The 25,565-nt window shown below is 73.6% G+C and carries 28 protein-coding genes; 13 read left to right on the top strand and 15 right to left on the bottom strand.

Features of this window, described 5'->3' with window-relative positions; genetic code table 11:
* Window positions 1-20 precede the first annotated feature (20 nt).
* Together ACIQU6_RS02700 and ACIQU6_RS02695 are read right to left on the bottom strand one after the other, a co-directional pair.
* Window positions 21-932 carry a 1-aminocyclopropane-1-carboxylate deaminase/D-cysteine desulfhydrase gene (locus ACIQU6_RS02700; protein WP_403479809.1) on the bottom strand — a complete coding sequence of 304 codons (912 nt, stop codon included), beginning with the start codon at window positions 930-932 and terminating at the stop codon, window positions 21-23.
* Window positions 933-977: 45 nt separating this feature from the next.
* On the bottom strand, window positions 978-1,211 hold the full coding sequence (locus ACIQU6_RS02695; RefSeq protein ID WP_403479808.1) for a hypothetical protein: 234 nt from the start codon (window positions 1,209-1,211) through the stop codon (window positions 978-980).
* Window positions 1,212-1,447: 236 nt separating this feature from the next.
* On the opposite strand from ACIQU6_RS02695, the gene ACIQU6_RS02690 reads away from it, so the two are divergent.
* Entirely contained in the window at window positions 1,448-2,365 is a 918-nt protein-coding gene (locus tag ACIQU6_RS02690; RefSeq protein ID WP_403479807.1) for a glutaminase, read from the top strand.
* 98 nt (window positions 2,366-2,463) lie between these two features.
* Window positions 2,464-2,697 carry a hypothetical protein gene (locus tag ACIQU6_RS02685; RefSeq protein WP_403479806.1) on the top strand — a complete coding sequence of 78 codons (234 nt, stop codon included), beginning with the start codon at window positions 2,464-2,466 and terminating at the stop codon, window positions 2,695-2,697.
* Between the two features lie 50 nt (window positions 2,698-2,747).
* On the opposite strand, the gene ACIQU6_RS02680 is transcribed toward ACIQU6_RS02685, so the two are convergent.
* The 3 genes from ACIQU6_RS02680 to ACIQU6_RS02670 all read right to left on the bottom strand — a co-directional run bounded on the left by ACIQU6_RS02680 (window position 2,748) and on the right by ACIQU6_RS02670 (window position 7,231).
* On the bottom strand, window positions 2,748-3,686 hold the full coding sequence (locus tag ACIQU6_RS02680) for a beta-ketoacyl-ACP synthase III (RefSeq protein WP_403479805.1): 939 nt from the start codon (window positions 3,684-3,686) through the stop codon (window positions 2,748-2,750).
* Between the two features lie 171 nt (window positions 3,687-3,857).
* Window positions 3,858-6,131, bottom strand: coding sequence for a heavy metal translocating P-type ATPase (locus ACIQU6_RS02675; RefSeq protein WP_403479804.1), 2,274 nt, complete (start codon window positions 6,129-6,131; stop codon window positions 3,858-3,860).
* An 86-nt stretch (window positions 6,132-6,217) separates the two neighbouring features.
* A complete protein-coding gene (locus tag ACIQU6_RS02670) occupies window positions 6,218-7,231 on the bottom strand; it encodes a helix-turn-helix transcriptional regulator (protein WP_403479803.1) in 1,014 nt (337 codons plus the stop codon).
* Window positions 7,232-7,479: 248 nt separating this feature from the next.
* Here ACIQU6_RS02670 and corA point away from each other — a divergent pair, with 248 nt between their 5' ends.
* Window positions 7,480-8,565, top strand: a complete 1,086-nt coding sequence (corA, locus tag ACIQU6_RS02665; protein WP_403479935.1) for a magnesium/cobalt transporter CorA — start codon at window positions 7,480-7,482, stop codon at window positions 8,563-8,565.
* Window positions 8,566-8,622: 57 nt separating this feature from the next.
* Here the strand turns inward: corA and ACIQU6_RS02660 are convergent, their stop codons facing one another.
* Together ACIQU6_RS02660 and ACIQU6_RS02655 are read right to left on the bottom strand one after the other, a co-directional pair.
* Window positions 8,623-9,894, bottom strand: coding sequence for a CynX/NimT family MFS transporter (locus ACIQU6_RS02660; RefSeq protein ID WP_403479802.1), 1,272 nt, complete (start codon window positions 9,892-9,894; stop codon window positions 8,623-8,625).
* A complete protein-coding gene (locus tag ACIQU6_RS02655; protein WP_403479801.1) occupies window positions 9,891-10,670 on the bottom strand; it encodes a FadR/GntR family transcriptional regulator in 780 nt (259 codons plus the stop codon). Before ACIQU6_RS02655 ends, ACIQU6_RS02660 begins: the two co-directional genes overlap by 4 nt.
* Window positions 10,671-10,846: 176 nt before the next feature.
* Here ACIQU6_RS02655 and crcB point away from each other — a divergent pair, with 176 nt between their 5' ends.
* From crcB to ACIQU6_RS02640, 3 genes are read left to right on the top strand one after another with little or no spacing between them, the layout of a single operon-like run.
* On the top strand, window positions 10,847-11,284 hold the full coding sequence (gene crcB, locus ACIQU6_RS02650; protein WP_403479800.1) for a fluoride efflux transporter CrcB: 438 nt from the start codon (window positions 10,847-10,849) through the stop codon (window positions 11,282-11,284).
* On the top strand, window positions 11,281-11,703 hold the full coding sequence (locus ACIQU6_RS02645) for a DUF190 domain-containing protein (RefSeq protein WP_403479799.1): 423 nt from the start codon (window positions 11,281-11,283) through the stop codon (window positions 11,701-11,703). The genes crcB and ACIQU6_RS02645 overlap by 4 nt, the downstream gene beginning before the upstream one ends.
* The gene (locus ACIQU6_RS02640) at window positions 11,700-12,059 is read left to right on the top strand and encodes a fluoride efflux transporter FluC (protein ID WP_403479798.1); all 360 of its coding nucleotides are present in this window, start codon (window positions 11,700-11,702) and stop codon (window positions 12,057-12,059) included. Before ACIQU6_RS02645 ends, ACIQU6_RS02640 begins: the two co-directional genes overlap by 4 nt.
* Window positions 12,060-12,280: 221 nt before the next feature.
* Here the strand turns inward: ACIQU6_RS02640 and snpA are convergent, their stop codons facing one another.
* Window positions 12,281-12,946, bottom strand: a complete 666-nt coding sequence (gene snpA / locus ACIQU6_RS02635) for a snapalysin (RefSeq protein WP_403479797.1) — start codon at window positions 12,944-12,946, stop codon at window positions 12,281-12,283.
* A 244-nt stretch (window positions 12,947-13,190) separates the two neighbouring features.
* Between snpA and ACIQU6_RS02630 the strand changes: the two genes are divergently transcribed.
* Complete coding sequence (locus ACIQU6_RS02630) at window positions 13,191-14,150, top strand: LysR family transcriptional regulator (RefSeq protein WP_403479796.1); 960 nt, start codon at window positions 13,191-13,193, stop codon at window positions 14,148-14,150.
* Between the two features lie 179 nt (window positions 14,151-14,329).
* On the opposite strand, the gene sodN is transcribed toward ACIQU6_RS02630, so the two are convergent.
* Window positions 14,330-14,725, bottom strand: coding sequence for a superoxide dismutase, Ni (gene sodN / locus ACIQU6_RS02625; RefSeq protein ID WP_403479795.1), 396 nt, complete (start codon window positions 14,723-14,725; stop codon window positions 14,330-14,332).
* A gap of 164 nt (window positions 14,726-14,889) precedes the next feature.
* Between sodN and sodX the strand changes: the two genes are divergently transcribed.
* On the top strand, window positions 14,890-15,345 hold the full coding sequence (sodX, locus tag ACIQU6_RS02620) for a nickel-type superoxide dismutase maturation protease (protein WP_403479934.1): 456 nt from the start codon (window positions 14,890-14,892) through the stop codon (window positions 15,343-15,345).
* Here sodX and ACIQU6_RS02615 read toward each other — a convergent pair.
* Window positions 15,258-15,878, bottom strand: coding sequence for a CGNR zinc finger domain-containing protein (locus ACIQU6_RS02615; RefSeq protein ID WP_403479794.1), 621 nt, complete (start codon window positions 15,876-15,878; stop codon window positions 15,258-15,260). The genes sodX and ACIQU6_RS02615 overlap by 88 nt on opposite strands.
* Before the next feature lie 92 nt (window positions 15,879-15,970).
* On the opposite strand from ACIQU6_RS02615, the gene ACIQU6_RS02610 reads away from it, so the two are divergent.
* Window positions 15,971-16,732: a class I SAM-dependent methyltransferase gene (locus ACIQU6_RS02610; protein WP_403479793.1), complete on the top strand. Its 762-nt coding sequence runs from the start codon at window positions 15,971-15,973 to the stop codon at window positions 16,730-16,732.
* A 77-nt stretch (window positions 16,733-16,809) separates the two neighbouring features.
* Here ACIQU6_RS02610 and ACIQU6_RS02605 read toward each other — a convergent pair whose 3' ends face one another.
* The 3 genes from ACIQU6_RS02605 to ACIQU6_RS02595 form a co-directional block, all read right to left on the bottom strand.
* Entirely contained in the window at window positions 16,810-17,562 is a 753-nt protein-coding gene (locus tag ACIQU6_RS02605) for an amino acid ABC transporter ATP-binding protein (RefSeq protein WP_403479933.1), read from the bottom strand.
* Between the two features lie 53 nt (window positions 17,563-17,615).
* Window positions 17,616-18,551, bottom strand: a complete 936-nt coding sequence (locus ACIQU6_RS02600; RefSeq protein ID WP_403479792.1) for an amino acid ABC transporter permease — start codon at window positions 18,549-18,551, stop codon at window positions 17,616-17,618.
* A gap of 84 nt (window positions 18,552-18,635) precedes the next feature.
* Window positions 18,636-19,619 carry an ABC transporter substrate-binding protein gene (locus ACIQU6_RS02595; protein ID WP_403479791.1) on the bottom strand — a complete coding sequence of 328 codons (984 nt, stop codon included), beginning with the start codon at window positions 19,617-19,619 and terminating at the stop codon, window positions 18,636-18,638.
* A 562-nt stretch (window positions 19,620-20,181) separates the two neighbouring features.
* Here ACIQU6_RS02595 and ACIQU6_RS02590 point away from each other — a divergent pair.
* Both ACIQU6_RS02590 and ACIQU6_RS02585 read left to right on the top strand, forming a co-directional pair.
* Window positions 20,182-21,408 carry an NADP-dependent malic enzyme gene (locus ACIQU6_RS02590; RefSeq protein ID WP_403479790.1) on the top strand — a complete coding sequence of 409 codons (1,227 nt, stop codon included), beginning with the start codon at window positions 20,182-20,184 and terminating at the stop codon, window positions 21,406-21,408.
* Between the two features lie 197 nt (window positions 21,409-21,605).
* Window positions 21,606-22,568 (top strand): zinc-binding dehydrogenase, encoded by a 963-nt coding sequence (locus ACIQU6_RS02585; protein WP_403479789.1) that lies wholly within the window; start codon window positions 21,606-21,608, stop codon window positions 22,566-22,568.
* 27 nt (window positions 22,569-22,595) lie between these two features.
* Here ACIQU6_RS02585 and ACIQU6_RS02580 read toward each other — a convergent pair whose 3' ends face one another.
* Complete coding sequence (locus ACIQU6_RS02580) at window positions 22,596-23,348, bottom strand: antibiotic biosynthesis monooxygenase (RefSeq protein WP_403479788.1); 753 nt, start codon at window positions 23,346-23,348, stop codon at window positions 22,596-22,598.
* A 157-nt stretch (window positions 23,349-23,505) separates the two neighbouring features.
* On the opposite strand from ACIQU6_RS02580, the gene ACIQU6_RS02575 reads away from it, so the two are divergent.
* Both ACIQU6_RS02575 and ACIQU6_RS02570 read left to right on the top strand, forming a co-directional pair.
* Window positions 23,506-23,715 carry a helix-turn-helix domain-containing protein gene (locus tag ACIQU6_RS02575; protein ID WP_039640853.1) on the top strand — a complete coding sequence of 70 codons (210 nt, stop codon included), beginning with the start codon at window positions 23,506-23,508 and terminating at the stop codon, window positions 23,713-23,715.
* The gene (locus tag ACIQU6_RS02570) at window positions 23,715-24,275 is read left to right on the top strand and encodes a Clp protease N-terminal domain-containing protein (RefSeq protein ID WP_403479787.1); all 561 of its coding nucleotides are present in this window, start codon (window positions 23,715-23,717) and stop codon (window positions 24,273-24,275) included. The genes ACIQU6_RS02575 and ACIQU6_RS02570 overlap by 1 nt, the downstream gene beginning before the upstream one ends.
* 115 nt (window positions 24,276-24,390) lie before the next feature.
* On the opposite strand, the gene ACIQU6_RS02565 is transcribed toward ACIQU6_RS02570, so the two are convergent.
* A complete protein-coding gene (locus tag ACIQU6_RS02565) occupies window positions 24,391-25,563 on the bottom strand; it encodes a helix-turn-helix transcriptional regulator (RefSeq protein ID WP_403479786.1) in 1,173 nt (390 codons plus the stop codon).
* Window positions 25,564-25,565 lie beyond the last annotated feature (2 nt).

Raw genomic sequence — 25,565 nt, 5'->3', positions numbered from 1 at the left:
TCCCGTGGGCGGCGGGGCGGCTACCCGGTCCCGGTGACGACGGCGACGACGGTGCTGCCGGTGGGGAAGGCCCCCCGCTCGACCAGGGCCGTCAGCGCGAACAGCAGCTTGGCCACGTAGACCCGCTCGACGGGCAGGCCGTGCCGCTCCTCGAACGCCTCGGCGAACGCGTCGAGTTCGGGGGTGCGCCGGGCGTAACCGCCGAAGTCGAAGCCCTCCGCCAGCGTCCAGTCGCCGCGCGGCCCGCCGAAGGCCGCGCGCTGGAGGTCCGCGACCGTCTCGTGCAGGAAGTGCGGGCTGCCGCCCTTGAGGACCGGGACGCCCAGCGCGCGCTGCCCGGGCCCGAGGCCGGCGGCGAGCCCGGCCAGGGTGCCGCCGGTCCCGCACGCCACCGCGACCGTGTCGGCCTGCCCGCGCAGCTCCCGGCCCAGCTCCGTACAGCCCTGCGCGGCAAGGGGGTTGCTGCCGCCCTCCGGTATGAGGCGGAAGGCGCCGAAACCCTCCCGGAGGGCGGCCAGGACGTCCGGGTCGGTCTTGCGGCGGTAGGTGGCGCGGTCGACGAAGTGCAGGCGCATCCCGTCGGCGGCGCAGCGGGCCAGGGACCAGTTGAGCGGGGCGTGGGCCAACTCGTCGCCGCGGACCACGCCGAGGGTGTCGAACCCCAGGAGCCGGCCGGCCGCGGCCGTGGCGCGCAGGTGGTTGGAGTACGCGCCCCCGAAGGTGAGCAGCGCGCGGTCGCCCGCCTCGGCGGCGGCGCGCAGGTTGGGCGCCAACTTGCGCCACTTGTTGCCCGGGAGGGCGGGGTGTATGAGGTCGTCCCGCTTGAGGACGAGGCGGACGCCGTGGCGGGCGAACGGCTCGTCGTCGACGGGCTGGAGGGGTGAGGGGAGGCGGGGACGGAGCGCCTGGGGCGCGGGGGAGGAGCGGGTCACGGGAGCGGGGAGGGAGGAGGGGACGGGGGTGCGGTGCGGCGGGCGTCAGTCGTGCAGGAAGCCGTCGCCGTGCGCGCTGATGTGGGCTTCGAGGGCCGACAGGGCGCTCTGGGTGGCCTCGGGGGTGCCGCTGCCGCGGCGCTCGGCGTAGTAGGCCGCGCCCAGCTTCCTCAGCAGGTCGTTGCCGGCGCGCTGCTGCTGCAACTCGTCGACCTTCTGCCGGCCTTGCGCCAGCCCCTGCTTGGCCTGCTCCTTGGCGCGGTCGAGAAACCCTGACATTGCTGCCTCCCTGGGCGTACGGGTCGGTGGGCCCGACTCGGTGTCGGATTCGTTACGGGATCAACGGCGGGGAGGGCCGTGCGGTTCCCGTGCCAGGCTGGGGTATGTGGACGCGGCGCGCGACACGGGTGACCCGGTCGGCGCACCCGACCCGGGTCCCGAACGGGCGGGCGCCGGAGGGCGTTGACGGGGGGCTCCGATGGGGGCGCTCCTGTGGGCGGGTTAGCGTGTCCGGTATGGACTACCAGGCCGTTCTTGAGGAGGTAGCGGCCTATGCGAGGCCGTTCGTGGGGCGCGGGCACGTCGCCGACTACATTCCGGCGTTGGCGAAGGTGTCCCCGGACCAGTTCGGGATCGCGGTAGCCGACATCAACGGCGAGGTGTACGGGACCGGCGACTGGGAGGTCCCGTTCTCGGTGCAGTCGATCTCCAAGGCGTTCTCGCTGGCGCTGGTGATGGCCGGGTCGCACGGTCACGACGACATCTGGCAGCGGGTCGGGCGGGAGCCCTCGGGGACGCCGTTCAACTCCCTGGTGCAGCTGGAGTGGGAGAACGGGATTCCGAGGAATCCTTTCATCAACGCGGGCGCGCTGGTGGTGACCGACCGGCTGCTGACCATGACGGGCGATGCGAGCACCTCGATGCTGGAGTTCCTCCAGGCCGAGAGCGGGAACCCGGAGTTGGCGTTCGACCAGGCGGTGGCCGGCTCCGAGGCCGACCACGGGGACCGGAACGCGGCGCTGGCCCACTTCATGGCGTCGTTCGGGAACCTGGAGAACCCGGTGCCGAGCGTGATCGAGCACTACTTCTGGCAGTGCTCGATGGAGATGACGTGCCGGGACCTGGCGGTGGCCGGCGGGTTCCTGGCCCGGCACGGGCTGCGGGCCGACGGTAGCCGGCTGCTGGAGGCGCGCGAGGCCAAGCGGATCAACGCGGTGATGCTGACCTGCGGGACGTACGACGCGGCGGGCGAGTTCGCCTACCGGGTCGGGCTGCCGGCGAAGAGCGGCGTGGGCGGCGGCATCGTGGCCGTGGTGCCGGGGCGGTGCACGCTGTGCGTGTGGAGCCCCGGGCTGGACGCGCGGGGGAACTCGGTGGCCGGGATGGCGGCGCTGGACCAGTTCACGACGCTGACCGGCTGGTCGGTCTTCTAGCCGGCGGCCGGCGCGCGGGCGCCCGGCCCCGGCCCCGGCCCTGGCGTTGTGGGGTCGGGGGCGGCGGCGCATGGTGGGCGGTAGGAGGTGCACCTGCCATGGAGCATGAGATGCGCGCTGAGTATGCGGAGGGCGTGCTGCCGCACGAGGACACGCCGGTCAGGAAGTGGCACATGACCCGGGTGGGCGCGACGACCGCGATGTGCGGGCAGCCGCTGGCTCCGGCCGCCGCCACCCAATCGGCCGGCAAGTGGGGAACGAGCGAGGCGCAGCCGTTCTGCCGCACCTGCGGCGTGATGTACCTGGAGGAGCACCCTCAGGACGCCGAATGAGCCGCACCGGGTGAGGCGGACGGGGCCGGCCACCGGGTGGCCGGCCGGCGTCAGGGGCTGGTGACGACCTGGCCCGCGTAGGAGAGGTTGCCGCCGAAGGCGAACAGCAGGACGGGGGCGCCGGAGGGGATCTCGCGGCGTTCCACCAGCTTGGACAGGGCGAGCGGGACCGAGGCGGCGGAGGTGTTGCCGGAGTCGACGACGTCCCGGGCGACGACCGCGTTGACCGCGCCGATCCGCTCCGCGACCGGCTCGATGATCCGCAGGTTGGCCTGGTGGAGGACGACGCCGGCGAGGTCCTCGGGGCGGACGCCGGCCCGGTCGCACACCTGGCGGGCGATGGCGGGGAGTTGGGTGGTGGCCCAGCGGTAGACGGTCTGGCCCTCCTGGGCGAAGCGGGGCGGGTCGCCCTCGATGCGGACCGCGTTGCCCATCTGCGGGACCGAGCCCCACAGGACCGGGCTGATGCCGGGTGCGTCGGCGGTGGTGACCACCGCGGCGGCGGCGCCGTCCCCGACCAGGACGCAGGTGGAGCGGTCGGTCCAGTCGACGACGTCGGTGAACTTCTCCGCGCCGATGACCAGGGCGCGGGTCGCCGAGCCGGCCCGGATGGCGTGGTCGGCGGTGGCCAGGGCGTGGGTGAAGCCGGCGCAGACCACGTTGAGGTCCATCGTGGCGGGGGAGGCCAGGCCCAGGCGGGCCGCGACCCGGGCCGCGGTGTTGGGGCTGCGGTCCACCGCGGTGCAGGTGGCGACCAGGACCAGGTCGATGTCCGCGGCGGCGAGGCCCGCGGTGGCCAGCGCCTTCGCGGCCGCCGCGGCGGCCATCGCGTCCACGGTCTCGTCCGGCGCCGCGACGTGCCGGGTGCGGATGCCGACGCGGCTGCGGATCCAGGCGTCGTCGGTGTCGACCCTCTCGGCGAGGTCGTCGTTGGTGAGCACGCGGGAGGGCTGGTAATGGCCGAGGGCCAAGATGCGCGACCCGGTCATGAGGTCCCCTGGGGTACGTGGAGCGGGTGGTACCCGGACAGTCTCGCCGTTCGGCGGCGGGGGACGGCTGTGCGAACCGCCAACGTTCGGCGGCGAGAACTGGAGGCTTCCGACGCCCGCCGGCCCCGGGGCAGCGGTATGCGACCGGGGCCGGCGGGCGACGGGCCGGCGTCAGCGCAGCGCGCGAAAGCGCCGCAGGCGGAGGCTGTTGCCGACGACGAAGACCGAGGAGCAGGCCATCGCGGCGCCGGCGATCATCGGGTTGAGCAGCCCGGCGGCGGCCAGCGGCAGCGCGGCGACGTTGTAGCCGAACGCCCAGAAGAGGTTGGTGCGGATGGTGCCGAGGGTGGCTCGGGCCAGCCGGATGGCGTCCGCCGCGGTGCGCAGGTCGCCGCGGACCAGGGTGAGGTCGCCGGCCTCGATGGCGGCGTCGGTGCCGGTGCCCATCGCCAGGCCGAGGTCGGCGGTGGCCAGCGCGGCCGCGTCGTTCACGCCGTCGCCGACCATGGCGACCGAGCGGCCCTCGGCCTGGAGGCGCTCGACGACGGCGACCTTGTCCTCGGGCAGCACCTCGGCGATCACCTCGTCGATGCCGACCTCCGCGGCGACCGACTCGGCGACCGCGCGGTGGTCGCCGGTCAGCAGGACCGGGGTCAGCCCCAGGGCGCGCAGGCGGCGGACCGCCTCGGCGCTGGTGGGCCGGACCGCGTCGGAGACCACCAGTACGGCGCGGGCGGCACCGTCCCAGCCGACCGCGACCGCGGTGCGCCCGGCCCGTTCGGCCGCGTCCTTGGCGGCGGCCAGCGCGGGCGGCAGCGGCTGGCCGTGGTCGGCCAGCAGCCGCTCCCGGCCGACGAGGACGGCGTGCCCCTCGACGGTGCCGCGGACGCCGAGGCCGGGGACGCCGGCGAAGTCCTCGGGCACCGGGAGGGCGCCGGTGGGCTCGGCCTCCTGGGCGGCGCCGGCGACGGCCCGGGCGATGGGGTGCTCGGAGGAGTGCTCCAGCGCGCCGGCCAGCCGCAGCGCCTGCGCGCGGGTCACGCCGTCGGCCAGGTGCACGTCGGTCAGGGCCATCGCGCCGGTGGTGACGGTGCCGGTCTTGTCCAGGACGACGGTGTCGACGGTGCGGGTGGTCTCCAGGACTTCCGGGCCCTTGAGGAGGATGCCGAGCTGGGCGCCGCGGCCGGTGCCGACCATCAGCGCCGTCGGGGTCGCCAGGCCCAGCGCGCACGGGCAGGCGATGATCAGCACCGCGACCGCCGCGGTGAAGGCGGCCACCGCGCCGTGCCCGGTGGCGAGCCAGCCGCCGAGGGTGCCCAGGGCGAGCGCGATGACGACCGGGACGAAGACCGCGGAGATCCTGTCGGCGAGCCGCTGGGCCGCCGCCTTGCCGTTCTGCGCGTCCGTCACCAGCTTGGCCATGCGGGCGAGTTGGGTGTCCGCGCCGATCCGGGTGGCCTCGACGACCAGCCGGCCGCCGGCGTTGACGGTGGCGCCGGTGACGGTGTCGCCGGGGGCCACCTCCACGGGCACCGACTCCCCGGTCAGCATCGAGGCGTCCACGGCGGAGGAGCCCTCCTCCACCCGCCCGTCGGTGGCGATCTTCTCCCCGGGGCGGACCACGAAGCGGTCGCCGACGGCCAGTTGACCCACCGGGACGCGCACCTCGCGGCCGGCCCGGAGGACGGCGACGTCCTTGGCGCCCAGCCGAAGCAGGGCGCGCAGCGCGGCGCCGGCCCGGCGCTTGGCGCGGGCCTCGAAGTAGCGGCCGGCCAGGATGAAGGCGGTGACGCCGGCCGCGGTCTCCAGGTAGAGGGCGTCGCCGCCGTCCGTACGGGCCAGCGTCAGCGCGAAGGGGTGGGTCATCCCGGGCGTGCCCGCCGTCCCGAAGAACAGCGCCCACAGCGACCAGCCGAAGGCGGCGAGGGTGCCCAGGGAGATCAGGGTGTCCATGGTGGCCGCGCCGTGCCGGAGGTTGGTCCAGGCGGCGCGGTGGAAGGGCCACGCCCCGTACACCACCACGGGTGCGGTCAAAGTCAGCGAGAGCCACTGCCAGTTGGTGAACTGGAGCGCGGGGACCATCGCCATCAGGACCACCGGGACGGCGAGCGCCAGGGAGACCGCGAGGCGCTGCCGGAGGGCGGCGAGCGGGCCGTCGTCCGCCGGGGCCGGGCCGTCGCCGGCGTCCTCGGCGGACGGCTCCGGGGCGGGCGGCTCGGGGACGGCGGCGGTGTAGCCGGTCCGCTCCACGGTGGCGATCAGGTCGGCGGTCGCCACGCCGCTGCCCTCCGCGAGCGTCACCTGCGCCCTCTCGGTGGCGTAGTTGACGGCGGCGGTGACCCCGTCCATGCGGTTGAGCTTCTTCTCGACGCGGGCCGCGCACGAGGCGCAGGTCATCCCGCCGATCTCCAGCTCGACGACGGGCCCGTCGATCGCGGTGGTCATGACGGCTGTTCCTCCTGTTCGCGGGGCCGTGGGGCGCCGGTGGCGGCCGGCGTGGCGACCGCCTTCCGTCGATCTCGACCAACACTTTACCCCCCTGGGGTATTCCCGTCGCCCGGCCCCGCCGCGTCGTCCGGCGCCCCGGCCCTGGCTGCCCGCACCGCCCGGCCGCCCAGCTCCCGCACGTACGCGGTCAGCTCGGCCGGCTCATGGACCGTGAACTCGAAGCCCAGCAGCATCAGTCGCATCGCCAGCCACTCCAGCGAATCCGGCGTGCTGCGCCACCGGCAGGTGCCCGCGTCGAGCGGGGTGACCTCGCCCACCGCCGGCCCGCCGAGCCGCGCGGCCACCTCCGCCGCCGGCCCCCGCACCGTCGCCACCGCCCGGTACCCGGCCGTGAGCCCCCGCATCCGCTCTTGGACGTACGTCCCGGCGTCGGCGGCCGGCAGTTCGCGCGGCGGGGTCCGCACCCCGGTCGCGAACGGCTCGGCCAGCCGGTCCACCCGGAAGATCCGCCAGTCGTCGCGGTCGTTGTCGTAGCCGACCAGGTACCAGCGGCGGCCGGCCGCGACCAGGCGGTGCGGCTCCACCAGGCGCCGGCTCGACTCGCCCGCGTGCGCCCGGTAACGGAAGCGCACCCGCTCGTGGTTGGCGATCGCCGCGGCCAGCACCGTCAGGTGCTCCGGGTCGACGGTCGGGCCGTCGCCGCCGGGCATCGGGACGGTGGCGGTGCCCAGGGTGCTGACCCGGCGCCGCAGCCGGGTCGGGAGCACCTGCTCCAGTTTGGCCAGCGCCCGCACCGACGCCTCCTCGATGCCGACGAGGGTGTGCCCGGCGGTCGAGCGCAGGCCCACCGCGATGGCCACCGCCTCCTCGTCGTCCAGCAGCAGCGGCGGCATGGCGGTGCCGGCGGCCAGCCGGTAGCCGCCGTCGGCGCCCATCGTGGCGTGCACCGGATATCCCAGCTCGCGCAGTCGCTCGATGTCGCGGCGGATGGTGCGGGTGGTGACCCGCAGCCGCTCGGCCAGCTCCCGGCCGGGCCACTCCCGGGGCGTCTGGAGCAGGGACAGCAGATTCAGCAGGCGTGCCGACGTCTCACTCATGGGGACGATGATGGGGGACGAAGTAGGACGGATGCTGTCCTAGGGCGGGGCGCCCAGGGTTCCGGACTCTTCGGGACGGTGTGTGGTGGTCTGGGACCGCGCGCCGGCCTTCCACCGGCGCGCGGGGCGCACTCGGGGGCGGGCAAACGCGGGGCACGGAGTCCACCACGGGTCGGTGCGGAGTGCGCAAAATCAGGCGGCCGGCATACCGCCGGCGCGCGCCCACGGGCGATACTGACCCGGTGTCGATGATCAGCAACCTCCGCAAGGCCGTCCGGCTGCCGCAGCCGCGTCGCGGCGCGGTGGACCTCAGCCACCCCGCGCGCTCGCCGCTGGGCACCGCCGTGGTGAACTGCGCGGTCTACGTCGGCGGGGTGCGCCAGGACGGTCACCGACCGGCCGACGAGGCGATCTTGCAGGTCCGGGGGACCGGTGACGGCTTCGTCTGGATCGGGTTGCACGAGCCGTCCGAGGTGGAGTTCGCCGGCATCGTCGAGCTGTTCGGGCTGCACCCGCTCGCCGTCGAGGACGCGGTCCACGCCCATCAGCGCCCCAAGCTGGAGCACTACGACGACTCGCTGTTCACGGTCTTCAAGACCGTGCGCTACGTGGAGCACGACCAACTCACCGACACCAGCGAGGTCGTCGACACCGGCGAGATCATGGTCTTCACCGGCGCCGACTTCGTGATCACGGTGCGGCACGGCGGTCACGGCTCGCTGGGCCCGCTGCGCGAGCAACTGGAGCGCGAGCCCGAGCAGCTCGCGCTCGGCCCGTCGGCCGTGCTGCACGCCATCGCCGACCTCGTCGTGGACGACTACCTCGACGTCGCCGCCGCCGTCCAGGACGACATCGACGACGTCGAGAGCGAGGTCTTCTCGGTCCGGGGCAGCCGTGGCGCCGGCCGGATCTACCAACTCAAGCGCGAGCTGCTGGAGTTCAAGCGGGCGGTGACCCCGTTGGACCGCCCCCTCCAGGAGCTCGCCACCCGCTCGCCGATGTACATCGACCCCCGGATCAAGACCTACTTCCGGGACGTCGCGGACCACCTCGACCGGGTCCGGGAGCAGATCACCGGCTTCGACGAACTGCTCAACTCGATACTCCAGGCGCACCTCGCCCAGGTCGCCAACGCCCAGAACGAGGCGATGCGCCGGATGTCCGCCTGGGCGGCGATCCTGGCCGTCCCCACCATGGTCACCGGCGTCTACGGCATGAACTTCGCGTACATGCCGGAGAGGAACTGGACCTACGGCTATCCGACGGTGATGGCCGTGATGGTGGGGGTCTGCTGGCTGATGCACCGCGGCTTCAAGCGGAACGGCTGGCTGTAGGGATCTCCGCGGGGGCCAACGGGCTTGTCGGGGGCGGCCGTTCGACCGCCCCCGCGTTCATCGCCCCGCGACGTGCCGCGGTCGGGCGGCGCCGAGCCCCATCGCCACCTGCGGGACCAGCAGCGCCAGCAGCAGCGCCAGCGGCACCGTCCAGGAGCCCGAGGCGTCGTGCACCGCGCCCAGCACCGCCGGGCCGGTGGCGGCGAGGATGTAGCCGAAGCACTGGGCCATGCTGGAGAGTTGGGCGGCGTGCCGGGTGTCCGGGGCGCGCTGGACGATGAACAGCAGCGCCAGACTGATCGCCGCGCCCTGGCCGAGGCCGAGCAGCGTCATCCACAGGTACGCGCCGCCGACCGGCGCCGCCCAGACCCCGACGAAGCCCGCCGCGCACAGCACCGCGCCCAGCGCCGCCAGGGTGCCGGCCCGCAGCCGGCGGCCGACGATCACCGGCGCCAGGAACGAGCCCGCGATCCCCAACAGCGAGGAGAACGACAGCATCCAGCCGGCGTCGCCCGCGCTCATCCCGGCGTCCTCGAAGACCGTCGGCAGCCAGGCGGCGGCCGCGTAGTAGCTCAGCGACTGCAGCCCCATGAAGCCGGTGACCTGCCAGGCCAGCGGGGAGCGCCACAGCCTGCGCACCGGGTGGGCGGCCTGCCGGGCGGCGGCCTCGGAGACGTCGGTGCGGGTGCGGGTCTGCGGCAGCCAGACCACCAGCGCGAGCAGCGCCAGCGCGCCCCAACAGGCCAGCGTGGCCTGCCAGCTGAGCCCCGCGGCCTGCTGCACGGGCACGGTGACGCCGGCCGCCAGCGCCGCGCCGCCGAACAGCGACATCGAGTACAGCCCGGTCATCAGGCCGGCCCTGGCCGGGAAGTCCCGCTTGATCAGGCCGGGCAGCAGGACGTTGGCGACGGCGATGCCGGCGCCGATCACCACCGTCCCGGCGAACAGCGCCACCACCGAGTCCAGCAGCCGCAGCCCGGTGCCCAGGCAGATCAGCACCATGGTGGCCAGCAGCGACCGCTCCATCCCGAAGCGCCGGCCCAGCCGCGGCGCGACCGGCGCCAGCAGTCCGAAGCAGAGCAGCGGCAGCGCGGTCAGCAGGCTGGTGGCGGCCGCCGACATCCCGCTCTCGGTGCGGATGGTGCCGGCCAGCGGGGAGACCGCGACCAGCGCCGGGCGCAGGTTCAGCGCCAACAGGACGACGCCGAGGCCGAGGTAGAGGGCGCGGCGGCCGGTGGTGCCGGTGGGCGCGGGGCCCTCTCCGGGCGCGGTCGTCGGCCCGGCGGCCGGCCGCGCCTCGGATATCCCCGTCGGCGGTCCCTGGGTCATGACTGGGCTTCCTCCTGTGTCCCGTCGTTCCGGGCCGTCCCGTTGGCGGCACCGGCGGTCTTCGTCTTCCGGGCCGGTTCGGCGGGCGCCTCGCGCAGTACCTGCGCCGCCTCCGCGAGGTGCGCCAGCGCCGCCCGCTCGGCGGCGTCCGGGTCCCGCGCCTCGATCGCGTCGACGATCGCGGCGTGCGCGTCGCACTGGTGCCGGACCGCGTCGGGCAGCAGCGGCGTGTCGACCACGGCCGCCAGCGCCTCCCGCAGCGCGTCGCTGAACTGCTCGTACAACTCGGCCAGCAGGCCGTTGTGCGCGGCGGCCGCGACCGCCCGGTGGAAGCGCATGTCCGCCTCCACGAAGCGGGCCGCGTCGCCGGTGTCCCAGGCCCGGCCGCGCACCGCCAGCGCCTCCCGCAGCGCGGCCAGGTCCTCGTCCGTGCGGCGCTCGGCCGCGTAACGGGCGGCGTCGCGCTCCAGGCACGAACGGACCTCGTACGCCTCCAGGTTGGCGGCCCGGCGCAGCCGGCGCCGGACCGCCGCGCCGAAGCCGCTGCGGGCCCGGACGTAGGTCCCGTCGCCCTGCCGCGGCTCCAGCATCCCGGTGTGCACCAGGGCGCGGACCGCCTCGCGGACGGTGTTCCGGCCGACGTCCAACTGCTCGACCAGCACCGGCTCGGCGGGGATCTTCGCGCCGACCGGCCACTCGCCGTCGGCGATCAGCCGCTCCATCTGCTCGATGACCAGCTCGACGAGGCTGGTGCGGGCGGTACTGCGCAGCGGCATCGGCGCCGTCCTCTCGTTCGCGGGGGGTGGGTTCCGCGTCCGTCGGCACCCCTCGACGGGGCGCCGATTCCGCCAGTGATGGGAACATCCCATGTTTAGCCGTGTCAAACGGCACGGCTTAACCTGAGGGCGACGACGCCCGGTCGCACGCAGCAGAGCAGGGAGGCCCGCGGACCATGGACCAGCCAGCCCGCCGCCCGCTGCCCTGGCAGGGCCAGTGGCCGGTGATCGGCGCGGTGGCCGTGGGCGGCGCCCTCGGCGCCTCGGCCCGCTACGGCGCGGGGCTGCTCTGGCCGACCGCGCGGGACGCCTTTCCCTGGACCACGCTGCTGGTCAACGTGGCCGGCTGTGCGCTGATGGGCGTCCTGATGGTGCTGATCACCGAGGTGTGGAGCGCCCACCGGCTGCTCCGCCCGTTCCTGGGCACCGGCGTCCTCGGCGGCTTCACCACCTTCTCCACCTACGCGGTGGACATCCAACGCCTGGTGGGCGCCGGCCGGTTGCCGCTGGCTCTGGCCTATCTCGCCGGCACCCTGCTCGCCGCGCTGGCCGCGGTGGCGCTCGCCGCGGCCACCACCCGCGCGCTGGTCGGACCGGGGCGGCGGGCGGCATGACCGACGGCACGACGGGCCGCGGCCCGGCCGGGCCCCCGGGCGACCCGGTGCCGGCCGGCGAGCCGGGCCTGCGGCTGACCGTCTTCGTCGGCGAGCAGGACCTCTGGCACCACCGGCCGCTCTACGCGGAGATCGTGCACCGCGCCCGCGCGGCGGGGCTGGCCGGGGCGAGCGCCTTCCGGGGCATCGAGGGCTTCGGGTCCACCTCGCTGATCCACACCCACCGACTGCTCTCGCTCAGCGAGGAGTTGCCGGTGGCGGTGGTCGTGGTGGACACCGAGGAGCGGGTGCGGGCGTTCCTGCCGCGGCTGACCGAACTCCTCGCCGGCGGGGGCCTGATGACCCTCGACCCGTGCGAGACGATCGCGTTCCGGGGCCGGCCGGGCACGGCCGCCGGCGGGGAGGACTCGCGCGAGTGAACTGGCTGCTGGTGGTGGCCGGTGCCATGGTCGGGGCACCGCTGCGCTTCCTCACCGACCGCTTCGTGCAGTCCCGGCACGACACCGTCTTCCCCTGGGGGACGCTCGCCGTCAACGCCGGCGGCAGCCTCGTCCTGGGCGTGCTGACCGGCGCCGCGGGGCCGGACCTCCAACTGCTGTTCGGCACCGGCCTGTGCGGGGCGCTGACGACCTATTCGACGTTCTCCTACGAGACGTTGCGGCTGGCCGCCGACGGCGCGCGCCGGTACGCCGCGCTCAACGTGGTGCTCAGCCTGGTGGCCGGACTGGCCGCCGCCGGCGCGGGGTTGGCCCTCGGCCAGGCCCTCTGGCGCTGACCGGCCAACTCCCCGCGCGTACGCAAGCGGTGGGGCTCGGGGAGGAGCCCCACCGCATGGGCGGACGTACGGCGCGCGAGGGCTGGTGGGGGGTACGGAGGCCGGCCCCGCCAGGTGCCGGCCTCCGTCAGCCCCGGCCCGCCGTCCGCCCGGCCACCGTCAGCCCGGCCGGGCGGACGACGGGCGACCGCCGTGCCGCGTCCCGGAGTTGACCCGGGAGGTCAGCCGCCGAAGCGGACGCCGGCCAGGCCGTTGGCCCAGAGCTGGTCCACCTTGGCGCGCTCGTTGGCGTCCGGCTGGGTGTTCTGGCAGGACGGGCCGGGCCCGCCGCCGGACATCAGCTCGCTGCACGGGCCCTCGTAGTGGTCCGGCAGCCCCAGCACGTGACCGGTCTCGTGGGCGACCACGCGGACCGAGTTGTACTGCTGGGCCTGGGCGTGGTCGATGAAGACGAAGCCCTTGCCGTGGCCGTCGGTGCTGGCGTACGAACCGCGCGGGTCGTCGCCCTCCTTGTACTGGAAGTCACCGCCGCCGCTGCCCGCCTGGAGCTTGACGTTCTGCACGGCGCCGTTCCAGATGGAGGCGCTCTGGGATATCTGGTCCGCGAAGGACGGCGCGGCGCTCGCGTCGTAGGTGACGGTCACCGACTTCAGGGACGGGTTGGCCAGGTGCTTGGCCTTGGCCACCGCCATGACGGCGTTGAAGAACGCCTTGGTGTTCGCCTTCTCGGCCGCCGAGCCGGTGTAGGCGGCGATCGAGGCGGGGGTGCTGTGGTGGGGGGCGGAGTGTGCGGTGACGGGCGCGGCCGACACCGGTGCGGCCGCGGCGAGCGCGGCGGCGAGGCCCAGACCGAGCGCAGCCGACAGCGCCGTCTTGGGAGTTCTCATGTGGGGGGCTCCTTTATTTCCGAGGGGCCGTACGGCCGCCGTGTGGGGCGGCGGCCGGGGCCCTGCGGATTTCTTGGTGCCGTTGAGTGTGGACGGAGTTCACCCGGAAGGCGGAGATGCCAGGTGGCGATAGCGCGGGTCAATACCCCGGGTGGCGACCGGCCAACGCGCTGGTGAAGGGCCGGAGTTCGGACCGGTGGTAAAAGTCTGGTGTGAGTTGCGTCTGCGCGTTTATGCTCCGGGCGTGGAGCTTGAGGTAAGGCATCTTCGCGCCCTGTGCGCCATCGCCGACACCGGCAGCGTGCGCAAGGCGGCCCGTCAACTGGGAATGACGCAGCCCTCCTTGACCACCCAGCTCCACCGCATCGAGAAGGCCCTCGGCGGCCAGCTCTTCTTCCGCGAGCCGACCGGCAGTCGTCCCACCCCGCTCGGGCATTCGGTGCTCTGCCGCGCCCGGCCGATAGTGGCCGAGATGCGCGCGCTTGTCGAGGACATCGCCTCGGTCTCCGTACGGGAGGAGGGCACCCGGCTGCGGATCGGCAGCACCAACAGCCCGGCCGTCGCGGGCTGGTTGCGCCGGCTGCGCGCCCGCCTGCCGGAGACCGACACCACGATACGCACCGACGTGTCCGCCAACGCCCTGCTCCACATGGTCGCGATGGGCCAGCTCGACGCGGCCTTCGTGCACGAGGTCGAGGGCGCACCGCTGCGCGTCCCCGACGGGCTGCTCGCGCACGAACTCCTCGCCCGGGAACCGCAGTTCATCGCGCTCGCCGAGAGCCACCCGGCGGCCGGTCACCCCGTCGTCCGGGTCGCCGACCTGGCCGCCGACCAGTGGATGGTCGACCCGACGGTGGACGGCGAGTGGGCCGGCCTGCGCCGCATCTGGGCCGCGGCCGGCATCAACCCCCGGGTGGTGCACGGCGATTACCTCACCGCCGTGGACCTCGTCATGGCCGGCGAGGTGGTCACCCCCTGCCAGCCCACCGCACGCTCCCGCCCCGGCATGGCGATCCGCCCGCTGCACGGCGACCCGTTGGCGGTCCGGTTGTTCATGGCCTGCCGCGCGGACGGCCCGCCGGCCGCCTCCGCCGACGACCTGTTCGCCGACCTCACCGCCGCCTACACGGAGATCGCCTGGGCCAGCGAGGCGTACCACGACTGGCTGGTCCGGCACGGCGGGATGCTGTCGGTCGAGCGCTGAGGCGTCAGGGGCTTATAGGGCGGAGCTATCGCCCGCGGCCGTTCCCGGCCCGACGGCGCCGGGAACGGCCGCACCCGGCCCGCGACGTCCGCCGGGTTGCGGCGGGGTGCGGACCGGGTGCGGTCGATTCCGGGGCCGGGCGGTCGAAGCGAGCGCCGGCCGGGCGGGATGGGGCGGGCTCAGCCCTTCTTGGTCGCCCAGAAGATCTTGTCGATCTGGGCGATCAGGTCCAGGGCCTTCTGGCCGGTGGCCGGGTCGTTCGAGCCCTTGGCGGCGCTGAGCGCCTTGAGGGTGTCGTTGACCAGCTGGTGCAGCTCCGGGTACTTCTCGAAGTGCGGGGGCTTGAAGTAGTCGCTCCACAGCACCGAGACGTGGTGCTTGGCCAGCTCGGCCCGCTGCTCCTTGATCAGGACGGCGCGGGTGCGGAAGTCCGGGTCCTCGTTGGCCTGGTACTTCTCCTGGACGGCCTTGACCGACTCGGCCTCGATGCGGGCCTGGGCGGGGTCGTACACGCCGCAGGGCAGGTCACAGTGGGCGCTGACCCGGACCTTCGGGGCGAACAGGCGGGAAAGCATGTTCAGTCCTTCCTCGTGATCGTCTTCTCAGGTGCGAGATTACTCGGTGCGGGAAGGCTTTTCTCGGGCGCCCCGGGGGTCTTAGGGCAAAAGTCCGGCACCGGGTCGGGACTGATGGAGGATGGTCCGTGAGGGTCGGACGGGGGCAGCAGCGGGAGGTACGGATGCCGGAGCGGGTGCGCGGGCCGGAGCGGGGCGCGGGCGACGGCGCGGAGTCGGTGCGCGGCGGGCCGCTGCGGGCGCTGGGGTTGGCCGAGGTCTACAACCCGTCGATGGTGCCGACGCTCAGGCCCGGTGACCAGCTCGTGGTCCGGTACGGGGCGGAGGTGCGCCCCGGTGACGTGGTCGTGCTGCGGCACCCGTTCCGGCAGGACCTGCTGATCGTCAAGCGGGCGGTCGAGCGGCGGGACGGCGGCTGGTGGGTGCGCGGCGACAATCCGTTCGTGGAGAACGACAGCCGGGAGTTCGGGACGGTCCCCGACGAGCTGGTGATCGCCCGGGCCTGGCTGCGGGTGCGGCCGCCGCGTGGACTTCAGCGCTCGCCGCGCGCGGTGCTCGACTGGGGCGCCTGGGCGCTGTCGGCGGTGCGGCCGCTCTCCCGGCGCTTGCGGGCGCGGTAGGCGGCGACGTTGGAGCGGGTGGCGCAGCGGTCGGAGCAGTAGCGCCGGGACCGGTTGGTCGAGGTGTCCAGATAGGCGTTGCGGCAGGGCCTGGCCTCGCAGATGCCCAGCCGGTCCACGCCGAGCTCGGTGAGGTGGAACGCCAGGCCCATGCAGGCGGTCGCGGTGTAGCCGGCGGTGGCGTTGGCGGCGTGGTCGGCGATGTGCAGGTGCCACTTGGGGCGGCCGTCGTCGTCCCGGAACTCGTGGCCGGAGATCTGCGGGCTGACCGGGAACTCCATCATCAGCGCGTTGAGCAGGTCCACCGCGCGCACCTCGTCGCCGCCGTCGGCGGCCTCGAAGACCGCGCGCAGTCGGGAGCGGACCGCCCGAAGCCGGGTCACATCGCTCTCGGTGGCCCGCCGGGCGGCCTGCTGGGCGACGCCGAAGAGTTCGCGGACCGCCTCGACCGAGGTGAGGCTGTCCCCGCCGCGCTCGGGCTGCTCGGTGTTGACCAGCCGCACGGCATAGTCCGAGTAATAGGCCAGTTCCACTTGTAGTCCTTACGGGACGGCGTCTAAGGTGCAAGCACCCAGGCGTAATGGGTGTTGTCAGTACGAGGGTATTACGTACCGGAGGGGTGGCAATGACCGAGACCGTGCTCGACGGCGACTGGCAGGCGTGGCAGGACAGTTGGGACCGCCAGCAGGAGTGGTACATGCCGGACCGCGAGGAGCGGTTCCGGGTGATGCTGGACATGGTCGAGGCGCTGGTGGGGCCGGAGCCCCGGGTGCTCGACCTGGCGTGCGGCACCGGCAGCATCTCCGACCGGCTGCTGAAGCGGTTCCCCAAGGCCGAGAGCGTCGGCGTCGACCTGGACCCGGCGCTGCTGGCGATCGCCGAGGGGTACTTCGCCGACGAGCCGCGAATCCGCTTCGTCCGGGCCGACCTCAAGGACCCGCAGTGGCCCGCGGGGCTGCCCCACGACTCCTACGACGCGGTGCTCACCGCCACCGCGCTGCACTGGCTGCACGCGCCCGAACTCCGTACGCTCTACGGGCGGTTGGGCGGCCTGGTCCGGGACGGCGGGGTGTTCCTCAACGCCGACCACATGCCCGACGAGGAGACCCCGCGGATCAACGCCGCCGAGCGGGAGTTCCGGCACGCCCGGATGGCGCGCGCCAAGGCGGCCGGCGCGGTCGACTGGGCCGAGTGGTGGCGGCGGGCCGCCGCCACCCCGCACCTGGCCGGGCCGACCGCCGAGCGCTTCGCGATCTACGGCGAGCACGCGGACGGCGAGACGCCCCCGCTGCGCTGGCACGCCGAGGCGCTGCGCGCGGCCGGGTTTTCCGAGGTGCGCCCGGTGTGGGCCTCGCCGACCGACAGCCTCGTGCTGGCGCTGAAGTAGCCCGCGGCGCCGCGCGGGCACCCGGCGCGGCGGGCGGGACCGCGCGGGTCCCGCCCACCGCGCCGCGGCCGGGCCCGTCAGAGCACCTTGGACAGGAACGACTGGGTCCGTTCGTGCCGGGGGTTGGTGAGCACCTCGCGCGGGTGGCCGGATTCGACGACCACGCCGTCGTCCATGAAGACCAGCGAGTCGCCGACCTCGCGGGCGAAGCCCATCTCGTGGGTGACCACGACCATCGTCATGCCGTCGGCCGCCAGGTCCTTCATCACGTCCAGCACGTCGCCGACCAGCTCCGGGTCGAGGGCCGAGGTCGGCTCGTCGAAGAGCATCAGCTTGGGCTCCATGGCCAACGCCCGGGCGATCGCCACCCGTTGCTGCTGGCCGCCGGAGAGCTGCGAGGGGTAGTTGCCGGCCTTGTCGGCCAGCCCCACCCGGTCCAGCAGCTTGACCGCCCGCTCCCGCGCGGACGCCTTGGCCTCGCCCTTGACCTGGACCGGCGCCTCCATGACGTTCTCCACCGCGGTCATGTGCGGGAAGAGGTTGAAGCGCTGGAAGACCATCCCGATGTCCCGCCGACGGGCGGCGACCTCGCGGTCGCGCAGCTCGTAGAGCTTGCCGTGGTGCTCGCGGTAGCCGACCAGTTCGCCGTCGACCGACAGCCGGCCGGCGTTGACCTTCTCCAGGTGGTTGATGCACCGCAGGAACGTGGACTTGCCGGAGCCGGAGGGGCCTATCAGGCAGAACACCTCCCGGGGCGCCACCTCCAGGTCGATCCCCTTGAGGATGTGGGCGTTGCCGAAGGACTTGTGGACGCCCTCGGCCTTGACCATCGGGACGGCCGCCTTGCCGGAGCCGGTGATCGAGGTCCTGCTCGTGGGCTTGCTCATGCCGCACCTCCGGCGCGGTTCGGGCCGGCCAGCTTCGCCTTGAGGCGCTGGAACGGGGTGGGCGGAAGCTGGCGGCTGGAGCCGCGGGCGTAGTAGCGCTCCAGGTAGTACTGGCCGACGCTGAGCACCGTCGTGGCGATCAGGTACCAGGCGGCGGCCAGGATCAGCATCTCGACCACCACGCCGGAGTCCCGGCCGACGTTCTGCGCGGCCTGCAACAGGTCGTAGTACTGCACCGCGATGACCAGGGACGAGGTCTTGAGCATGTTGATGACCTCGTTGCCGGTCGGCGGCACGATCACCCGCATCGCCTGCGGCACGATGATCCGGCGCAGGGTCCTGCTGTGGCTCATGCCCAGCGCGTGCGCGGCCTCGGTCTGGCCCTCGTCGACGGCGTTCAGACCGGCCCGACAGATCTCGGCCATATATGCGGCCTCGTTGAGGCCGAGGCCGAGCAGCGCGCACAGGAACGGGGTCATGAAGTCCGACCACTCGTCCTTGTAGATCGGCATGATGTCGATGTACTGGAAGACCAGGCCGAGGTTGAACCAGAGGAAGAGCTGGACGTAGACCGGGGTGCCGCGGAAGAACCAGATGTAGAACCACGCCACGGACGAGGTCACCGGGTTCTTGGACTGCCGCATGACCGCCAGGATCACGCCCAGCACGATGCCGATCACCATCGCCAGCAGCGTGATCCACAACGTGTTGCGCAGACCCTTGAGGATGTCCGCGTTGAACATGTACTCCGGTATCGCGCCCCAGTTGACCTTTCCGGAGGCGAAGGCCCGGACGAGCAGCGCCAGCAGCCCGATGACGACGAGCGCGGCGATCCAGCGGCCGTAGTGGCGGACGGGGATGGCTTTGATGGGCTCGGGCTGGGGCGGAGCGGCCGCCGGCGGCTCGGCCGGCTTGTCGACGTCGACTGACACAGGGCTGCCTTTCAGCGTGTGACGGGAGAGGCGTAACGGAGGACCGCGCGGACCGCGCCGGCTTCGGCGGGTCGAACGCCGGCCTCAGGAGCCGCCGTTGATCTTCACTTCCTTGACGCCGGCGTCCTTGACGTCCCACTTGGCCAGGACGGCGTCGTACGCGTGGTTCTTGATCGTCAGCTCCACGGCCGCCTTGATCGCGTCGCGCAGCTTCTCCTGCCCCTTGGGGACGGCGATGCCGTACGGGGCCGCCTTGAGCGGGGCGCCGCCGACCATCTGGAAGTCCTTGCCGCCGCCGGAGACCTTCACCGCGTAGGCCGCGACCGGGTAGTCGCTGGAGACCGCGTCGACCCCGCCGGTGCGCAACCGGGTCTGGGCCTCGGAGTCGTTGTCGAACGCCTCGATGGAGATCGGCTGTTGGCCGCCCGTCTCACAGGACTTGGACTTCTCCTTGGCGAGGTCGTGGGAGACGGTGCCGCGCTGCACGGCCAGCTTCTTGCCGCACATCGTCTCCCAGCCGTCGATGCCCTGGGTCTTGCCCTTCTGCGTGTAGAGCGAGACGCCGACGTTGAGGTAGTCCACGAAATCGACGCCCTCGCCGATCTTCTTGCCGGTGGTGGAGTCGACGCCCTGCTGACGGTCCTTGGTGTCCGTCATCGCCGACATCGCGATGTCGTAGCGCTGGGACTTCAGGCCGCCCATGAGGGTGTCGAAGGTGGCGTTGTTGAAATTGAGCTTGATGCCCAGTTCCTTGCCGATGGCGGCGGCGAGATCCGGATCGATGCCTTCCACCTTGCCGTTCGACCGGAACTCCACGGGCTTGTAGGTGATGTCCGAGCCGACCTGGAGCATCCCCTTGTCCTGGACGTCCTTGGGCAACTTGCTGAAAAGCGGGGCGTGCGGATTCCGGTTCTTCGCCGCCTCCCGCCGGGCCTGCGCCGCCTGGGTCTGGTCACCGCAGGCGCTGAGCAGCAGCAGCGATGCGGTGACCGTGGCTATCGCGGCAGCGGTTTTGACGGACCTGCCGGGCCTGCCGGCCGCCGCGCGACGGGTGGTGTCTGCGGTCATGCGGATCCTCCTGCGGATGGGTAACCGACGTGCCAGTGTGGGCAGCCGATGCGCTGGTGAGAAGGGGGTGGGCACACACCTTTGGGCACCTTTGGGCGTCGCGCCCTCGGTCGGTGACGGAATCTTGCCATCCGGACTCCGGTATTCGGACTGCCGTTCAGGTCAAAATCGCATAACGGACGGGCAATGGTCACTCCCGGCCTTCCCGCGCAAGGGAATCGGCTGCCCGCGGCGGATAGGGAGAGCGCCGACGAAGGGGCGATGTCTCGGAATACGGACGGGCCCCGAGGGCGTTCAGTGGTTTCGGGCATTCCGTCGCTATTGTCTGGGCCTTGTACCAGCAGGTAACGAATCTGACTCGTCGGCGTGCATGCCCGTCCGGTAGAAAGGGTCGTTACACCCCTCATCCGGGGCTCAGGGCGCGTGTGCGGCGCGCCCGGCGTCCGTACCTCCCCCCGCGCGGCGGCCATCCGCGGCGCAGGGCGCGGGCGCGGTGCCCGCCCACCCCCCAACCAGGGAGTGGCCACCCTCAACTGATTTACGACAAAGGGGTCTAAGAACAGTGGCAGCGGAGATCGTCAATCCTCGCAGCGATCGCGAGACCGGTGCGGGCGGCGCGGACGGCACGTCCGGCGAGCCCTTCGATCCGGCCTTCGCCCTGCACCGCGGCGGCAAGATGGCCATCCAGGCGACCGTGCCGGTCCGCGACCGGGACGACCTGTCCCTCGCGTACACGCCGGGCGTCGCCAAGGTGTGCAGCGCCATCGCCGAGCGGCCCGAGCTCGTGCACGACTACACCTGGAAGTCCCAGGTCGTCGCCGTCGTCACGGACGGCACGGCGGTGCTGGGCCTGGGCGACATCGGACCGGAAGCCTCCCTTCCCGTGATGGAGGGCAAGGCCATCCTCTTCAAGCAGTTCGGCGGTGTCGACGCGGTCCCGATCGCGCTCGCGACCACCGACACCGACGAGATCGTGGAGACCGTCGTCCGGCTCGCGCCGTCCTTCGGCGGCGTCAACCTGGAGGACATCTCGGCACCGCGGTGCTTCGAGATCGAGCGCAGGCTCCAGGAGCGGCTGGACATCCCGGTCTTCCACGACGACCAGCACGGCACCGCCGTGGTCACCCTGGCCGCCCTGCGCAACGCCGCCAAGCTCACCGAGCGCGAGCTCGGCGACCTGCGCGCGGTCATCTCGGGCGCCGGCGCGGCCGGTGTCGCCATCGCCAAGATCCTGATCAACGCGGGCATCGGCGACGTGGCCGTCTGCGACCGCAAGGGCGTGGTCTCGGCGGACCGGGAGGACCTCACCGACGTCAAGCGCGAGCTGGCCGGCTTCACCAACAAGGCCGGCCTGACCGGTTCGTTGGAGTCGGCGCTGGACGGCGCCGACGTCTTCATCGGGGTCTCCGGCGGCACGGTGCCGGAGGAGGCGGTGGCGAAGATGGCGAAGGACTCGCTGATCTTCGCGATGGCCAACCCCAACCCGGAGATCCACCCGGACGTCGCCCACAAGTACGCCGCCGTGGTCGCCACCGGGCGCAGCGACTTCCCGAACCAGATCAACAACGTGCTCGCCTTCCCCGGCATCTTCGCCGGCGCCATGCAGGTGCGCGCCGCGCAGATCACCGAGGGCATGAAGCTCGCCGCCGCCGACGCGCTGGCCGCCGTCGTCGCCGACGAGTTGAGCGCGGACAAGGTCATCCCCTCGCCGTTCGACGAGCGGGTCGCCCCGGCCGTCACCGCGGCCGTCGCGGCCGCCGCCCGCGCGGAGGGCGTGGCCCGGCGCTGACCGGTCCGCCGTGGACCGACCACCGGAAAACGGGCCGGGCCGGCACCCCTCGGGGGTGTCGGCCCGGCCCGTTCGCGTGGGGCGGCGCCGGCCGGAAACGGCCGCACGGATCCGGCCACCCGCGGGCACCCGCCGGGCGGTGCGTGTCACACCCGCGCCCGCTGTCGCGGGGACCGCCGGCGGCCTACTTTGGGATCATGTTTGCTGCCTACGCCGCCCGCATCGACCGCGATCAGCCGCTCTCCGGACTGGAATTGGGGGAGCGCCCGGCCCCCACCGCCCGCCCCGGCTGGACCACCGTCGACGTCAAGGCCGCCTCCCTCAACCACCACGACCTGTGGACGCTGCGCGGCGTCGGGATCACCGAGGAGTCGCTCCCGATGATCCTCGGCTGCGACGCCGCCGGCATCGACGAGCACGGCAACGAGGTCGTCCTGCACTCCGTCATCGGGCAGACCGGCCACGGCGTCGGCCCCGACGAGAAGCCCTCCATCCTCACCGAGCGCTACCAGGGCACCTTCGCCGAGCGGGTCACCGTGCCCGCCTGGAACGTCCTCCCCAAGCCCGCGGAGCTCTCGTTCGAGGAGGCGGCCTGCCTGCCCACCGCCTGGCTGACCGCGTACCGGATGCTGTTCACCAACGCCGGGGTCCGGCCCGGCGACAGCGTGCTGGTCCAGGGCGCCGGCGGCGGGGTGGCGACCGCCGCCATCGTGCTGGGCGCCGCCGCGGGCCTGCGGGTCTTCGCCACCAGCCGGGACGAGGCCAAGCGCAAGCGCGCCGTGGAACTGGGCGCCGAGGCGGCGTTCCCGACCGGTGAGCGGCTGCCCGGGCGGGTGGACGCGGTGATCGAGACGGTCGGCGCGGCCACCTGGTCGCACTCGATCAGGTCGCTGCGGCCCGGCGGCACCCTGGTCATCTCCGGTGCCACCAGCGGCTTCACGCCCAAGAGCGGCGAGCTGAACCGGATCTTCTTCCTGGAGCTGAAGGTCGTCGGCTCCACCATGGGCAGCAAGGAGGAACTGGCCGGGCTGCTCGACTTCTGCGCCGCCAAGGGCATCCGGCCGGTGATCGACTCGACGCTGCCGCTGGACCGGGCGCGCGAGGGCTTCGCGAAGATGGCGGAGGGGGAGCTCTTCGGGAAGGTCGTGTTGACGGTCTGAGCCGTCGGCACCGGAGCAGAGGGGGCGTCAGCCGCGTCCTGGTGGCGGGACGTTGACCAGGCTCCGGTGCGGCACATAGGCGGGCACGGCCGGTACGCCGGACGTGCCCGCGCTCGCGCCGTCCGCCGGTACCGCCGGGGCGGGAGCGACCCCGGGCAGCGCCTCGATCGCCGTCCGCAGCCGGGCCGGCGCGGCGCTGTCGGCAAACGCCCGCCAGGCCGAACGGTCCCGCCACTCGCCGAAGTTGAGCACCCGGCGGCCGTCCCGGGAGAGGTGGAGGTGCGCGCCGAGCAGCCCCGGGACGGGCTCCTCGGCCAGCATCCGGAGCACGGTGTCGGCGAGGGCGTGCTGGGCGTCCACCGTGGCGGTGGCGAACGCCGGGGTCACCACGAACTCCGGTGTCCGCGTGGCGCGTTCCGCGGCCACGTGGCTGCGGTGGTGGCGGTAACGGGTCAGGCCCGGGCGGCGGATGCCGGGGAGGGCCGCGTCGATGGGGGCGAGGGCGGCGGGGCGCCGGGTGCGCACCCACTCTTGGTGGGCCGCGTCGTCGGTCCACTGCGCGTAGGTGAGGACGTGGCCGCCGTCGGTGCTCAGGAAGGTGGTGAGCGCCAGCATCGCGGCCGGGCGGGGCTGCGCCTCCCAGGCATCCCACACCGCGTCGGCCGCCGGGCGTTGGAAGCGGGTGTCCGGTACCAGCCAGGCGCTGATCAGGGCGGTGCCGGCGTCGGGCCGTTGGACGTCCGGGAACGCGAGGGTCGGGGCGGGGTCGGTCGGGGACATGGCGGCTCCGTTCGGTTGGGGCGCTCCTGGGTACGGCACGAGCCTGATCCCTCAAGTGTGGTTGAGATCAAGGGGGTTGGGGCGTGGAGGGGTGTCTTTATGGAGGGGCCTGTCAACTGGGGTTGACATGCCTTGTCCGTCAACCTACGTTGACATCATGACCGAAGCAACGGATCTCGCCGCGCGGGCGAGCGACCCGGACCCGCGAGCCGGGCTGCGCGCCGTCGCCGCACTCCGCCGGCTGCTGGAGCAGTTGGAGGCCGTACAGGTGCGCAGCGCCCGCGCGAAGGGCTGGTCCTGGCAGGAGATCGCCGCCGAACTGGGGGTCAGTCGGCAGGCGGTCCACAAGAAGCACGGGAGGCGCTGATGTTCGAGAGGCTCACGGCCGGGGCGCGGGCGGTGGTGCGCGACGCCGGCGCGCACGCGGAGCGCACCGGCAGCGACACCATCGGCGAACCGGAGCTGCTGCTGGCGGTGTTGGACCGCCGAGGCACCCCGGCCGCCGCGGCACTCGACGGGCTCGGCGCGCCACGGGCGGCGCTCGCCGACGATCTGGCGGCGGACCGCCGGCGGGCCGGCCTCTCGGCGGTCGACGCGGCGGCGCTGGCCGGGCTCGGGATCGACGTCGAGGAGGTCATCGCGCGGGTGGAGGAGGCGCACGGCGCCGGGGCGTTGGCGGTCGGTGGCCGCCGGGGCGGGCGCGGCAGGCGGATCCGCCGGGCGTTCGCGCCGGAGGGCAAGGCGGTGCTGGAGCGCGCCCTGCGGATCGCGCTCGGCCGCGGCGACCGGCACATCGGCGACGAGCACCTGCTGTTGGCGCTCACCGCCCGCTCCGGACCGGCCGGGGCGGTGCTCGCCGGCCGCGGGGTGACGTACGAGGCGGTGGCGCGGACGCTGGCCCGGCCGCCCGCCGAACGCGCGGGCTGACGGCGGGACTTGGGGCGCCGGCGGCGGGCTCGGCGCCCGAAGGGGACGGACCAACGGCGGCCCCGGACCGGAGGGCGCACACGGGCGCCCGGCCACCGGGACCGCCGGCCCGCGCCTACGCCCCCGGGCCGCCGCCCGCGCCGGTGGCGTCGTCGTCGCCCGCACCGGGCCGGCGCAGCAGTGTGCCGATGTGGGCGGCGGCCGACGCCAGCCGGCGGTGGGACTCGGCGTACTGCTCCGCGGTGACGCCGTGGTCGCGGGCCGCGTCCCGCAGGTCGTCGCGGAAGCGGTCCAGCAGGCGGTCGAAGTCGCGGGCCGGATCGCCGCTGCCGGGCTCGGCGGCCCAGGCGGGCGCGGTGGGCTCCGGCGGTGCGGGCGCCGCCGCGGCCGGCCCGGCGGCCTCCTCCGAGGGCGCCGACTTTGGGGCCTCCTTGGTGAGATCGACCCGCTCGACGGTGACCCGCGGGCCGTCCGCGGTGCCGTCGCGCTCGCCGGCACCGGACGGGGCGCCCGTGAAGCGGCCGACCTCACGGGAGACCTCGGCCAGCGCCTCCTTCACCGCCGACGACCAGTCCCCGGTGCGCACCGCCCCCTGGGCCTGCTCCTGGACAGTGCGGATCACCCGCTGGACCTCCTCGCGGGCGAACACCTGGGCGTCCCGGGCCTGTTTGCGGGCCCGCTGGGCGTCCTGCTTGGCGCGCCGGCTCTCCTCCTTGGCCCGCCGGGCCTGCTCCTTCCACTCCTCCTTGGCGCGCCGGAACTCCTCCTTCGCCTGCCGCCAGGCGTCCTTGTCGCCGTACGCGCCGTCGAAGTAGTCCGAGGCTTCCGGGAACGGGCGCCCGCCCGGGGCCCCGCGACCGGCCTTGCCGCCGGCCTTCCCGTCGCCCTTCTGGCGGCCGGCGCGGGCCTGTTGGGCGGCCTCCTTGACCTCCCGGCGCAGATCGCGGGCCGAACCGCTGACGTCCTCGCGGATGTCGGAGGCGAGCGCCGCCACCGACTCCCGGATCTCCAGCTCCAGATCGGCCAGTTCACCGCCGCGGTCGGCGAGCTCGGCGCGGCCGGCGTCGGTGATGGAGTAGACCTTGCGACCGCCCTCGGTGGTGTGGGACACCAGGCCCTCGGCCTCCAGCTTGGCCAGCCGGGGGTAGACCGTGCCGGCGGACGGGGCGTAGAGCCCCTGGAAGCGCTCCTCCAGGAGGCGGATGATCTCGTAGCCGTGCCGCGGGGCCTCGTCGAGCAGCTTGAGGAGGTAGAGCCGCAGGCGGCCGTGGGCGAAGACGGGGGGCATGC

Origin of the sequence: Streptomyces sp. NPDC090442, assembly GCF_044769405.1 — a bacterium.
In the GTDB taxonomy this organism is placed as follows: domain Bacteria; phylum Actinomycetota; class Actinomycetes; order Streptomycetales; family Streptomycetaceae; genus Streptomyces.
Note: the sequence above shows the minus strand (reverse complement) of the source record. Positions and strands in the feature narration are given on the sequence as shown.